This is a genomic window from Dasania marina DSM 21967 (genome assembly GCF_000373485.1).
Taxonomy (GTDB): domain Bacteria; phylum Pseudomonadota; class Gammaproteobacteria; order Pseudomonadales; family Dasaniaceae; genus Dasania; species Dasania marina.
Window position 1 is genome coordinate 426,346 of record NZ_KB891586.1, and the last position, 13,302, is coordinate 439,647.

Genomic DNA, 13,302 nt, shown 5'->3' on the forward strand with positions numbered 1-13,302 from the left:
ATAGTATTAGGACGAACGAAGCAGCCCTAAGCCTAGTCTCGAGTTACAGTATTTTCTTGTTTTATCAGTATTAAATAAATCAGTTAGCCAAAGCCCGACTTTTTTGGGGCCCTTGTGACGCTAAAGCTGAGGCTTAATCGTCCTCCTCCGCCTCTTGTAAGCGCTGCTGTTTTTCCTCTTCCTCTTGCATCACCGCTTTAATCTCTTCTAATACGGCATCGACATCGGCACTGGCCCCGTCGTCTGCAAACAGGCCGGTAAGTGGAGTTTCGGGGGTCAATTCTCCCTCTTCGTATAAGGCCCACATTTCTTCGGCATAGCGCGTAGTCGATAGCTGGGGAGCAAACTCGGCGTAATAGCGGGTCATATTATTAATGTCGCGGGCTAACATGCTCTGCGCATTATTATTGGCGGCGGCGTTAACCGCTTGCGGTAAGTCGATAATCACCGGGCCGTAGTCGTCCACCAGCACATTAAACTCAGAGAGGTCACCGTGTACCAAGCCTGCGCACAGCATCAGCTTAACGTAGTGCATCATGGTGGCGTGGTCTTCTAGCGCCTGCTCTTCTGACATCATCACATCATCTAGGCGCGGCGCCACTTCGCCAGCCTCATCGGTCACTAGCTCCATCAGCAGCACGCCATCGACGCAGCCAAAGGTTTCTGGCACCCGTACTCCGGCGCTGGCTAAGCGCGACAGCGCATCCACTTCGGCGTTTTGCCACACTTCTTCTTGCTGCTGGCGGCCGTAGTTAGAGCGTTTTTCCATAGCCCTAGCGCGGCGGCCACTGCGCACCTTGCGGCCCTCTTGGTATTGGGCGGCTTTTTTAAAGCTGCGTTTAAGCGCATCTTTATACACCTTGGCACAGCGTATCTTGCCGCCACAGCGTACGATAAAAATATCGGCTTCTTTCCCGCTCATTAGGCGGCTAACAACTTCATCAATTAAGCCGTCATCCACTAGGGGTTGCAGGCGTTTAGGTACTTTCATATTGTCCTTACTACGTCAAATACAAGGAGCGGCTGTGCCAGCTCATAGCGGTTATTGTTTGGCCATTAAGGCGCCCAGGGGATCATCGGATTCATTGAGCTCCTGTATCGCTAATGACTGTATGCATAGTGAAAACAACTCCGATTGGGATTTAATATCCAGTTTTTGGTAAATATGCTTTCTATGGATTTTTACCGTACTCAAAGAAATATTTAATTTTTGCGCTAGGGACTTAGACGAGTGGCCATTTAAAATACACTGGATCACATCCTGCTCTCTATCGGTGAGTATCGATTTACCAAAGGAATCAAAAATACTCTGATAGGGCTTAGCGCTGGTGGCGAGTTTTTGTACTCCTAGGCCGTAATCATAATTATCCCAATGGGTTTTAATCAGATAAGTCACCATAGGCATTAAAGCTACAAGCTTAGCTTCTTCGGCCGGGGAAAACTTACCCTCCAGCTTATCCATATAAAAATCGACGTAACAATTATCGATTTTGACGATAAAATCATACTCGTCGGTAATACCCACCGGCTTAATAAAGGTATTGTAATACTCTGTTTCACGGTAATGATCGGGCAGTATATCCCTAAAACAATACAGCCCGGTATCTACACCGCTGGCTAGCATATTGTAATGAGGGTCTAGCAGGTATAGGCCTTTTAAATACAGCGCTATATGCTTATCAAAATTAACCGAGAAGTCGCCTTTGTAGATACTGTGAACTTCTCTACCGTTGTAAAACATCACGCCAGAGCAATCAAAGCCTACAATTTCTTTTAAAGTGTCAGACAGGTCAGCAAAGAATGAGCCTTCGCTCACTTTTTCATGCAGCTCAACCAGTGAACTATACCACGCAGCACTTTCCATGCTAATCATCGTATCACGGCCTATCTATAGTTAATGGGGGGGCACACTATAGCAAAAATGCCGGTAACTTTAACAGCATAGAGAAATAGGCAGTGGCTGGCACTGAGCGCACCAGGCTGCATTAAGACAGGCTAAGAGAGTAGGTGCTTAGCCACAGGTTTAGCTTTAAGCCGCTTGCCCGCCACTAAAGACCAGGCCAAATAACCGCCAAAGGAAACGGCAAAGGTAGGTAAGGTGGCTCCTACGGGGCTGGAGATAACGTAGGTGAACAATATAGAGGCTAGCACCCCTAGTACCCACACAACGAGTGCGGCCATGTTAACGCCTCCCTGATACCAGTACTTACCACCACGGCCTAGCAAAATATCACGGTCGTAGTGGCCGCGCTGCACGATATAGTAATCCGCTATCATAATCGCAAATACCGGTATAAATAAGCTGCCCACTAAGGTTAAAAACGAGGTGAATTGCTCTAGCATGGCCAACCAACTGGCCCCCACTATAGAGATAGCGCCCAACACCAAGGCCACCGGGACAAATTTTAGCTTTTTGCTAGGGGTGACATTAAGCACCGACGAAATCATGCCATACACCACCATTGTATTGGTGGCCATGACCGATAAAAAAATCACCAACGCCAGCGGCGCGCCAAAAGCAGCCACTATCACGGTAGGGTCAAAACTAGTTGCCGCCTTACCTTCTAAGCCTAAATAAGCAATGGCGGTAGCACCTAAGCTCATCGTGAGTATGGTGGACAAGGTGTAGCCTATGCCTGAGCCTACCACGCCAGCCACCTGATTTTTGGCTAGGCGATTAAACTCGGCAGACAGCACCGTCCAAGAAATAGCTGTGGCAATAACCACATCCAAGACCAACCAAGCATTCCAGCCTAGGCTTGGCTCTATGGATAAATCAAAAAAGGCAGCTACCGAGTAGCTGCCAAAGGCAAGATAAAAAATGTAGACCATTACGCTTAAAATAATCAGTGCCAGCCAAGGCTCCACTTTGGCTATGCCTTCATGGCCAAAAACAGCCAAGCTCACCACCAAAACCTGGCATAACACCGAAAACAGCACCGGGTTAGAAAACCCCGTTGCCTGTTGCACGATAAAGTTGACGGTAACACCCGCCAGCATCGCTTGTACCCAGCACCAACCCATAAGAATAACGACATTAGCCCCGGTGGTTAAAAACGCCCCACGCAGGCCAAAGGCCCCTTTGGTTAACGACATGGTAGACAGGCCAGTACGTGTGCCCATATTACCAACCAACACCAACACTACCGCACCTATCAAGGTGCCCAACACAATCATGGCTAAGGCCTGCGGCCAAGATACTCCCGGCACAAACAGCGTGCCTGTTAGTAAGGTTGTCACCACCAAATTCGCAGCCAGCCAAATCATGGCTATGCGGCCCAGGGACAAGGTCCCTTTGATAGCGCCGTAGCCTTCCACCTCATGGCTGGCTGCGGCTGTTTCTGTTGCAGAATTTGCTGATGACATGCTTACTTCCTATAGGGTTGCTGCTTATGACGCCGACTTAAAAACGGAATTTATAATCAACACCGTAAGTACGTGGCGCACCGCGGAAGAAGAATAAACCATTCCAATCCGTGGTTAAATCTACCGAATAAGTCGCATACTCTTCATCCGTTAGGTTTTTAACATACACACCAAATGAATGCGCCTCATCCTCTACCGCAATGTTTAAACGCACATTGTGTATAGCATAGGCAGGCTGATCCAAGCGGCTGTCGTTAAACGGTTCAAAATACTGCTTAGATACATAGTTGGCATCGTAGTGAAACTTAACCCAGGCTGAGTTGCTTTCCCATACATCGTAATCCACCACAATGTTTGCATTCAGTTCAGGCGCTGAAGGCAGGCTATTACCTGACAAGTCCATGCCGGCATAGTTAAGCTCGGTGTATTCCGAATCTAACAAGCCTATACCACCCATTAACCTAAGACGCTCGGTTGCTTGCGTGATAATTTGCAATTCCATACCGGTAATTTCTGACTCACCGGCGTTTAATAGGAACTGTAAACCAGCATCAAAAATTAAGAACTGTTGGTTCTCATAGATGTAATGAAAAGCAGCAGCGTTTACCTGGGTACGGCCATCTTGCAAGGTAGCTTTAAAACCCACTTCCCAGGCTTTTAGCTCTTCAGGTTTTACCGAGGTAAACTCATCGGCGGCGAAAGCAAAACCATTAAAGGCACTACCGCGGTAACCGGTGCTGTAAGAGGCATACAACATGACGTCTTCGGTATAAAACCAATCCAGGCCTATTTTACCGGAGGTGTTGGTGTCTTTAATTTTTTCATTGCGGCCATCTAAACCTAGGCTACCTAATGAAGGGCCATCGACGGTTTGATCAAAGCTATTTTGTGCTTCACCCAACCAAGAGGTGTAGTCCTCTACTTCTATGGTGTCTTCGGTGTAACGCAAACCTGCGGTTAACGATAAGGTATCGCTGAGCTGTGTAGTGCTGTGGAAGTAAGCCGCCTTAGTCTCACGCGTTTGCTCATAGCTATTAGAGTAGTAACAACCGTAGAAAAAAGTATCTAAGCAGGCATTCGCCAAAGGCTGGGTGCCATCACCTAAATCCGCCAACCAGCGGTAACGGGTTTCGCCATCAGTAGTATCCGTGCTGTAGTACAGACCGGCAATATAATTAAACGCGCCATCAAAATCCGACGACAGGCGAGTATCTTGGGCAAACTGTTTAGTTTCTGCGTAGAAATCATCCTCTAACAAATGGTAAGGGCTACCATCGGGATCTTCTGGCACAAAGTATTCGCCGTTATCCAAAGAGGTGATAGAGGTAATAATATAATTATCGATATTGTAGTTAAAGGTTAAGTTAACACTTTCCAGATCGAACTTTTTCTCTTCTACACGATTCGATTCTGTTTCGTGAAAATCTAAATCACCACGGCCATAACCGGTAGACCCTAAACCTACACCACCATTTTCTACACCGCCGTCGGCCTCTAGTAATAAAATACCCGAGTGATTGGCACGGGTGCGGTTTTTAGTCACTCGTAAAATGGCATCCAAGTCATCGCCTTGGTAGGCCAACGATAAACGCACACCACTTTCTTTAATTTGGCTAGGGTCATCAGCGCCGGATTGTTTGTTATCCACCAAGCCATCATTTTCAGAGTTGGTAAAAGCCAGACGCACACCCCAATTATCCGATAGCAAGGTATCGATAGCGCCAGCCATAGTTTTGTAGCCGTAATTACCTAAACCTATATCCAAATAACCGCTGGTGTCATCCATTTGCGGCACGTTAGTCATCACATTCACGGCACCGCCGGTGGCATTTTTGCCATATAAGGTACCCTGCGGGCCCAGCAACATTTCTATGCGCTCTACATCAAACAGCTGCACGCTGGAGGCTAAAGGTGTGGCGCCCATATAAACTTCGTCTACATATAAGGCTACCGCGCCAGTACCATTAGGGCTGTAATCCGATTGCGTAATACCGCGCATGCCTAATACCAGCTGGGCATCGCCATTACTGCCTAACATTTGTACGTTGGGTGCTTGCGCTGCAATCTCTTGCGTGTTGCGAAATTTAAAATTTCCTAATGAATCAGATGCCAGCGCAATCACTGAAATGGGAACATCTTGCAGGCTCTCGGTGGTTTTTTGTGCACTAACAAAAACCTCTTCCAAGGTTAGGTTAGCTGCGGCAAAGCTATTGCCAGCAAGCCCAGCGAGCACCATGCCCAAATAGAGGGAGTTACGTTTAATTGTATTCATGTTCATCTCCAATTTAAGGCTTTTTAAGCAACCTTATTATTAATAGTAATTTTCTGAGGCTTATAGAATTTGCCGCGCCCTATTACCTGAAAATATTTAACTATAGTGTGCGCCATGCGCCTATAGTCCCTAAGAACTATAAAAGGCCCCTAAGAGCTATAAAGCAGCCCTAATATCCACAGGACCTCTAAGCGCTATAGGTATTATCCGCAGACCACTGAGCCTGTATGGCCACAGCCCGCACCGGCGAACCATCGCAGGCGGTTAAGTTGAGTGGCAGCACGGAAATAAGCGGGTGTTCAAAATCTATAGCAGAAAAACCGGCCAAATTCTCGGCAATAATGCCACCCACCTCAGCAAAGCGCTGGTGCACGGGAAACTGGGTACCCCCGGTTTTGTCTAGGTTAATGGTGTCTATGGCGATCGTTTTAACGTCTTTACTCAAGATATAATCGGCAGCTTCTAAGGATAAATAGGGGTGAGTGAAAAACGCCTCGGTGCCGCGGGTACTATCCCAGCCCGTTTTTAGTAGCACGATGTCGCAACGTGATAGCTGCTCGGCAAAGCCGACAACGTCTGCCAACACTATAGCTTCGTTAGCTTGTTTATGACTAACATCTATCACCAAGCCGTTGCCAAAACATTGCTTAAGCTCTACAGCATCCACCGTCGCGCCCTGGTTATTAAAATGATAGGGCGCATCAATATGCGACCCGGTTTGGGTGCCTAAGTGCAGGTTAAACAGGTTATAACCCTCATGTTCAATCGTGGTGGCCACGGTCACATCGGGCTTGGGGTCGCCAGGATAAATCGGCGTATCTATATTGAGCGGCAGAGATAAATCAACTATTTTAACTATCTTTAACATAGTGCTTCCTACAAATTGCGGGCTTGCGCCCTATGGCACAAATATTCATATTGCAAAATGATTTAAAGCTAATACCGACAGTTTTTATATAGTTCTTAGGGGCTACATGCTCGCTTGCTGGTTGAGCTGTGCTACATTAAAGCCTTCACCTCACCACATCACTCTGAGAAAAAATGCCCTCGCCAAAGCCTATTGATATGTTATCTACACTCAGATTGAATCTGGGGATTATTTTATTCAGCTATATAGCCGTCTATGCCCCTTACTCCCAAGCAGAATCAACAACAGCTGACATCACGCAAATAAGCGTCAGCTGTGACAATTGGCCAGGCACCTGCAACAAAGACGGTAGTGGCCTCTATTTTGAGCTGCTGCACACCATCTACCAACCCGAAGGCATACGCATTAAACACCGCATAGACCCGTTTATGCGTGGGCTTAAGTTAGCCGAAGAGCACAGGGTCGACGCCATGGCCGCTGCCTATAAAACACCAGAAAGAGAACAGCGTTTTATTTTTCCGCAAACACGTTTTATTACTGCATACACCTCGGTGCTTTACAAACGTGATAGCAGACGTGATAGCAAACAGGATGGCAGCCCCCTCAGCAGTAATAAAATTAAGGGTCGTATTAGTATAGTCAGAGGTTACAACTACAGCAGCCATATCGACGAAACCGCCAATATTGAAGAAATAGGCAGTGTGCAGCAGGGTATAAAAATGGTGATGTCGGGGCGTAGTGATTATTTTATTAACGCTTTTTATGACAGCTATAGCGCCATGCAGCAGTTGGCAAAAACTGAAAACGAACGCATCACCGATAAAGTGCATATTGAGATTATCGATGCCAAGCCTATATATTTAGTCTTTGCCAAAACCCCGCGCGGCCAAGCCTTAGCCGACATGTACGATAAGAATATGCAGCAGCTTTTTAACAGCGGCGCCTTAAAAGCGTTTTTTGATAATCGCCCTAGAGGTAATTACTATTATTATTTTCCAGAGTTAGGCGACGACCACGCCCTACCCCAGTTTAAAGGATTTTAATAGCCGCATGTTGGTTGGTTGGCAAGCGCTGCCAGCTGTTTAGCTGGCAGCGCTAACAGACCTGTTAGCGTTTTGCCGCCATCATATACAACATTTCTAAGGCCAGCGTTGCCCCCGCCAAGGAGGTGATGTCAGCATGGTCATAGGCTGGGGCCACTTCCATTAAGTCCATAGCCACAATATTCAAATCACCCAACGCTCGAATAATTTGCATCGCCTTATCGGAGCTTATGCCGCCGGCCACGGGCGTACCGGTGCCCGGCGCATAGGCTGGGTCTAGGCAATCTATATCGAAACTCAAATACACAGGACTATCGCCAACCGTTGCTTTTATTTTGGCCACGATATCTTCAGCACTGTGGGTGTTAGACCAGGCAGCATCTAACACCGTAAAGGGGTGATTGTCATAATCGTATTCGGTACGTATACCAATTTGTATGCTTTTATCTGAGTCAATTAAACCCTCAGTTGGCGCATGGTAAAACATAGAGCCGTGATTATATTTGCCGTCGTTCTTTTCATTATCGGTGTGGGCATCAAAATGCAACAAGGCCACTTTCCCAAACTGTTGATGAGCCGCGCGCAATAAGGGCAAGGTAATAAAATGGTCGCCGCCCAAGGTTAGTAGCGTCTTACCTGCAGCCATAATTTTACTGGCTTCTGCCACCACGGTTTCCATCATGTCATCACTGTCACCATCATCAAAGGTGATATCACCGTAATCAATCACCTTGAGTTTATCCGCCAAGCTAAAACGCCAAGGCCAACGCTTTTCCTCCCAGCGCAGCTGCGAAGAAGCCTGACGTATACCAGTAGGGCCAAAACGGGTGCCCGAGCGGCCGGTGGTGGCCAGGTCATAGGGCACGCCCATCACCACGGCATCGACATCGTCGCTTAAATCGCGACTTAGGGGCAAACCCATATAGGTAAAAATATTAGCGTAGGTATTACCACCTAGCCCGAACAGTGTTTCTTGTTGCTTAGACATGAGCGTCTCCATAATCATTAATCGAATAGCCATTATTGGCCTCGAGAAATGCACATGAGTGCTCTCACTAAAGGATTCTCGTCGCTATGTAGATGCTAGCGCCTGTAGCGGAATTCATGATTTAACGTCGTGAAGTTTGCGACGGCCACAAATAATAGCAAATGCTTATAAAACAGTCGACTATGCTAAATGGGTATACTGCTAAGCCCAGCCTCGCTGGCTATAAGCCGATAAGAGGATGAATTTTTTGCTATAAATAGTCTAAAAACATGCGATGATAGCCCTATAACTAATCATAATAATGCGTATGTAACGGTTACCACTTTGCCCATAGCTATAAACCTACCCTCTATTAACACACTTAAAATAAGCTAAAAAGGATGTTTCTATGCCCATATTACAATCACTAGTCACCAGCCCCCTGTTTTGGATAGCCATTATTGCTATCTACACGCTCAAACAAGGCATACATTTTGTGCCACAAAACCGCGGCTATGTTATTTACACACTGGGTAAATACGACAAAACCCTATCCGCCGGTTTAAACTTTATTATCCCGTTTATCCAAAAAGTGGCTGCCGACAGAAACTTAAAAGAACAATCTTTAGACATTAGCGCACAAGCTGCCATCACCAAAGATAATATTACCTTACTATTAGACGGTATTTTATTTATGAAGGTGACCGATGCCGCAGCCGCCACCAATAACATCACCGACTATAAAATGTCCGTGGTGCAGCTAGCCATGACCACCATGCGAAACGCCATAGGCGAAATGGAATTGGACCAGTGCTTTCAAAGCCGCGATGCTATTAATGCCAAAATCTTAGGGGCCATGTCGGAAGCTACCGCACCCTGGGGTGTAATGGTTACCCGTTACGAAATTAAAGACATCACCCCGCCGCAATCCATACGCGAAGATATGGAAAAACAAATGACCGCCGAGCGTGAAAAACGCTCTGTGATACTTACCGCCGAAGGGGTAAAAACCGCCGCGATTACTCGCGCCGAAGGTGATAAACAATCTCGCGTACTGGCCGCTGAAGCCGCCAAGGCCGAGCAAGTGTTAGACGCCGAAGCCAGCAAAACCGCACAAGTATTACAAGCCGCCGGTAAAGCCGAAGCCATCATGCTAGTGGCCAAAGCCGACGCCGATGCATTAACACTTGTGGGTACTGCCGCTAGCACTGAACAAGGTAAGGCCGCCGTTACTCTTACCCTGGCACAAGGTGCCATCGCCGCCCATAAAGCCATAGCCGCAGAGGGCACGGTAATATTAAGTGATGGTAATACCGGCGCTAATATTTCCAGCACGGTTGCCCAAGCCATTGCGGTGTCTAGCAGCCTGAAATTAAGCGATAGCTAGGAGTACCCATGGATATTTTACAATACCTACTCGATAACCATGACCAAACCTTTTACTTAATAGGCGGTATTAGCCTAATCATTGAGCTAACGATATTAGGCTTTGGTGGCCCCTTATTATTTTTTGGCCTAGCCGCTTTTATAACAGGCGCGCTATCGGGCTTTGCGGTAATTAGTGGTTGGGAAGCCGAAATATTCACCCTGGGGATTAGCACCGCGATCATCGCTGCCTTATTATGGAAGCCCTTAAAAAACTTTCAAAACTCCGGTGGCGGTTCCGACTCCAGCAGCGACATGATAGGCCTACAGGTTCCGGCTGCAGCAGAAATTACCCACACTCAAGGCAAAATTCGCTACTCCGGCATAGATTGGAATGCGCGCCTACATAAGGATCTTAGCGTCAGTAGCATTAATGCCGATGAGATGTGTACTATTGTTGCTGTTGAAGGCACGCTGATGTTGGTAAAACCGCTATGAGGTTTTTACGTTAAGTCGCCGCTCTATCCTGAACATAAAAAAAGGCTGAACATCCAAGGTGCTCAGCCTTTTTTATTAACAGCTTTTTGTTAACACTGTGCTAACGCAGCACTAAATAAAATGCCCTGCCCTTGCGGCTAACATGCAGCAGTATAGAGTCATCACTTTTTTTCAATGCCGCCTCTAAGGCTTTAACATTGCTAATGTGCTGGCGGTTGGCACCAATGATCACATCCCCCACCCGCAAACCACTATAGGCTGCTGGCGAGTTGGGTGCTAAACCGGCTACTAACACACCACCATCGGGATTATCTTCAAAGCGGCTGCCTTCCAGCAATTGATGTAAGCGCTTATTCAGCTTGCTCAAGTTTTGGCTTTCACCCACTTTTACCTTGAGAGTTTTTTCGCGGTCTTCGCGTATGACTGTGATGTCGACTTTATCACCTATGGCACGCATGCCTATCTGGCTGCGCAAATGCCCTGCCGAAGTCGTTTTTTCACCGTCTATAGCAATAAGTACATCGCCATCTTTTAAGCCGGCTTTATCGGCTGGCGAGCCTTCACTAACACCGGTAATAAACACGCCTTGCTGGCCATTCTCTAAGTTAAAGTGCTTGCGCAATTCAGGCGTAATATCTTGAATGCTAACGCCTATCTGGCCGCGTTTAACTTCACCGTGTTCAACTAATTGATCAATGCTGCCCTTTACCATATTAATGGGAATCGCAAAACCAATGCCCACATTACCACCGGCAGGCGACAAGATGGCGGTATTGATGCCCACTAATTCGCCGCGCAAATTCACTAGCGCGCCTCCAGAGTTACCAGGGTTAATTGAGGCATCGGTTTGAATAAAGTTTTCATACCCTTCTATGCCTAAACCGGTACGGCCCAAAGCACTGACTATGCCGGTAGTTACGGTTTGCCCCAAACCAAAGGGGTTGCCTATGGCCACCACAAAATCACCGACATTGAGCAAATCAGAATTCGACAGCTTCACCTCGGCCAAATCATCGGCGTTGATTTTTAAAACCGCCACATCTAACTCGGGGTCTGAGCCCAGCACTTCGGCCTTAAAGCTACGGCCATCTACCAGCGCCACATGCACCTCATCGGCCTTGCCTATAACATGGTGGTTGGTTACCACTATGCCCTGGTCTTTATCAATAATAACGCCAGAGCCGGCACTCTGCTGGCGGCGTTGCTGACGCTGGGGCTGTTGTTGTTGCTGGTCAGGCACATTAAAAAAACGCCTAAAGAAAGGATCATTAAGCAGCGGGTTATTGACCTGCTGGGTGGTATAGGTGGAGATATTCACCACCGCAGGGTTAACCTCTTTCAACATAGGCGCCAGCGTGGGTAGCTGCTTGCCGCTGCTGTCGAAAACGGGGAGTGCGGCCAAGCTAGCAGCCGAGCTGGCTATAAGAAAAAATGCTAAGCAATATCGTATTGTTAATTTCATTCACCATACCTTATTGTTGACAGGTTACAGCGCCCGCCATTGGTAGCAGCACGCTATGAATAAACAAATTTATCGGCAAAAAGTTCCTCAATTAAAACACCGTATTTCCCAAGATAGGGTTGAACACCCATATTTCAAGGACTGAATAGTAGGGATTTATTATCTTTAGTGCTGAGCGTGAAGTGAGTAAGGGGGCTATTGGCGAGACAGTCGCTGGCAGGGATGCCAGCGCCTAGCCTAGGGCCTGCCCCACGAGTACCGCGAGTGCTTTGGGTATAGGGACATATTCACGGCGTGTCTCGCCAATAGCTGCCTTGCTCGCTAAAACACGGGAGAGTATAGATCATTGAAGAACCAAAAAAGTAGCAAACTATAGACGCTATTTATTTCTATGCTTATACCGCTTAGGCGACAACCCCGTCCACTGCTTAAAGGCGCGGGTAAACGAGCGCGGCTCGGTAAAGCCCAAATAACTGGCCACTTTATGCACGGCCATGTTTTGCACACAGATGCGCTCTATGGCGAGGTCGCGGCGTATCACGTCTTTGATTTTTTGGTAGCTGCTGCCCTCTTCTTTTAAATGCCTGCGCAATGCCTGGGGGCTGTTATTTAAATAGCTGGCTACGGCTTCAAAATCAGGAAAGACGTGATCTTTCTCAAAACTATCCAATAAAAATGTTTTTACTTTTAAGCCGGTGCTGTCGTCTTCACCGGGCATCACCATAATGCCTGCAGGGGCATCTTTCAAAAAGTGCGCAATTTCGCGTTGGGTGCGCACCAACGGCATCGTGCCGTAATGGCTGGGGAACACACATTTAGTCACAGGAGCTTTAAAAACACATTCGCAGGAAAACTGTATATCAAAGTCCGCCACATGCTCGGGCGCAGGGTAATTAAAATAGACTTTTTTCAGTTTTATTTTTTTGCCTATCATCCAGCTGGCAAAGCGGTGCCACAGCATTAACCAAAATTCTAAATAAAAATGATTAGGGTCTAGGCTGGGGTCAGCCATGCGTATGCTAAATTCCATGCCCTCATCAGTTTGCTCATAGGCCATGATGATATCGTCAGTGACTAGGCTATAAAATTTTACCCCCTGCTCAAATAAGGAGTTGAGGTTTTCGCAGTGGCTAACCATTTGGCACTTCATGGCATAGGTGCCGGTTTTGCAGCGATGCAGAGTGAAGCCCATAAATTCGTCTTGCAGTTCGGCCCATATCAGCTGTATTAGCCTAGTCATCTGAATAACATTAACCCGCGCCCCGGGCTGCTGAATTTGCTCGGCATTGAGGCCCACCTCGGCCAATAGCTTATCGGTATCTACCCCTTTAAGCTTAGCGCCTAGGTAAGAGGTTTTTGCATAAAATGCCGACGTGGTGGCCACCGCGATTACTCCGCTACTGAATGATGAGTTGCGCATCATAGCCTTATCATTTCAGTGAATAAAGAACTTTTATGTGA

At 47.2% G+C, this 13,302-nt stretch carries 11 protein-coding genes; 3 read left to right on the forward strand and 8 right to left on the reverse strand.

Annotated features, from left to right (window positions below; all coding sequences use genetic code 11):
* Positions 1-133: 133 nt before the first annotated feature.
* The 5 genes from B067_RS0114825 to B067_RS0114855 all read right to left on the reverse strand — a co-directional run bounded on the left by B067_RS0114825 (position 134) and on the right by B067_RS0114855 (position 6,506).
* Positions 134-991: a PA4780 family RIO1-like protein kinase gene (locus B067_RS0114825; RefSeq protein WP_019530874.1), complete on the reverse strand. Its 858-nt coding sequence runs from the start codon at positions 989-991 to the stop codon at positions 134-136.
* 51 nt (positions 992-1,042) lie between these two features.
* The gene (locus tag B067_RS0114830; protein WP_169335585.1) at positions 1,043-1,864 is read right to left on the reverse strand and encodes a helix-turn-helix transcriptional regulator; all 822 of its coding nucleotides are present in this window, start codon (positions 1,862-1,864) and stop codon (positions 1,043-1,045) included.
* 131 nt (positions 1,865-1,995) lie between these two features.
* Positions 1,996-3,366 (reverse strand): purine-cytosine permease family protein, encoded by a 1,371-nt coding sequence (locus tag B067_RS0114840; RefSeq protein ID WP_019530877.1) that lies wholly within the window; start codon positions 3,364-3,366, stop codon positions 1,996-1,998.
* Positions 3,367-3,403: 37 nt separating this feature from the next.
* On the reverse strand, positions 3,404-5,638 hold the full coding sequence (locus B067_RS0114845) for a TonB-dependent receptor (RefSeq protein WP_019530878.1): 2,235 nt from the start codon (positions 5,636-5,638) through the stop codon (positions 3,404-3,406).
* A 187-nt stretch (positions 5,639-5,825) separates the two neighbouring features.
* Positions 5,826-6,506: a cyclase family protein gene (locus tag B067_RS0114855; RefSeq protein WP_019530879.1), complete on the reverse strand. Its 681-nt coding sequence runs from the start codon at positions 6,504-6,506 to the stop codon at positions 5,826-5,828.
* A gap of 197 nt (positions 6,507-6,703) precedes the next feature.
* Between B067_RS0114855 and B067_RS0114860 the strand changes: the two genes are divergently transcribed.
* Positions 6,704-7,549, forward strand: coding sequence for a substrate-binding periplasmic protein (locus tag B067_RS0114860; RefSeq protein WP_169335586.1), 846 nt, complete (start codon positions 6,704-6,706; stop codon positions 7,547-7,549).
* Positions 7,550-7,613: 64 nt separating this feature from the next.
* Here the strand turns inward: B067_RS0114860 and speB are convergent, their stop codons facing one another.
* The gene (gene speB, locus B067_RS0114865; protein ID WP_019530881.1) at positions 7,614-8,537 is read right to left on the reverse strand and encodes an agmatinase; all 924 of its coding nucleotides are present in this window, start codon (positions 8,535-8,537) and stop codon (positions 7,614-7,616) included.
* 388 nt (positions 8,538-8,925) lie between these two features.
* Here speB and B067_RS0114870 point away from each other — a divergent pair, with 388 nt between their 5' ends.
* A complete protein-coding gene (locus B067_RS0114870; RefSeq protein WP_019530882.1) occupies positions 8,926-9,903 on the forward strand; it encodes an SPFH domain-containing protein in 978 nt (325 codons plus the stop codon).
* A gap of 8 nt (positions 9,904-9,911) precedes the next feature.
* Positions 9,912-10,379: an NfeD family protein gene (locus B067_RS0114875; RefSeq protein ID WP_019530883.1), complete on the forward strand. Its 468-nt coding sequence runs from the start codon at positions 9,912-9,914 to the stop codon at positions 10,377-10,379.
* Positions 10,380-10,479: 100 nt separating this feature from the next.
* Here B067_RS0114875 and B067_RS0114880 read toward each other — a convergent pair whose 3' ends face one another.
* Positions 10,480-11,841: a DegQ family serine endoprotease gene (locus B067_RS0114880; RefSeq protein WP_019530884.1), complete on the reverse strand. Its 1,362-nt coding sequence runs from the start codon at positions 11,839-11,841 to the stop codon at positions 10,480-10,482.
* A gap of 379 nt (positions 11,842-12,220) precedes the next feature.
* Positions 12,221-13,264 (reverse strand): AraC family transcriptional regulator, encoded by a 1,044-nt coding sequence (locus tag B067_RS0114885; protein ID WP_019530885.1) that lies wholly within the window; start codon positions 13,262-13,264, stop codon positions 12,221-12,223.
* Between the last annotated feature and the right edge of the window lie 38 nt (positions 13,265-13,302).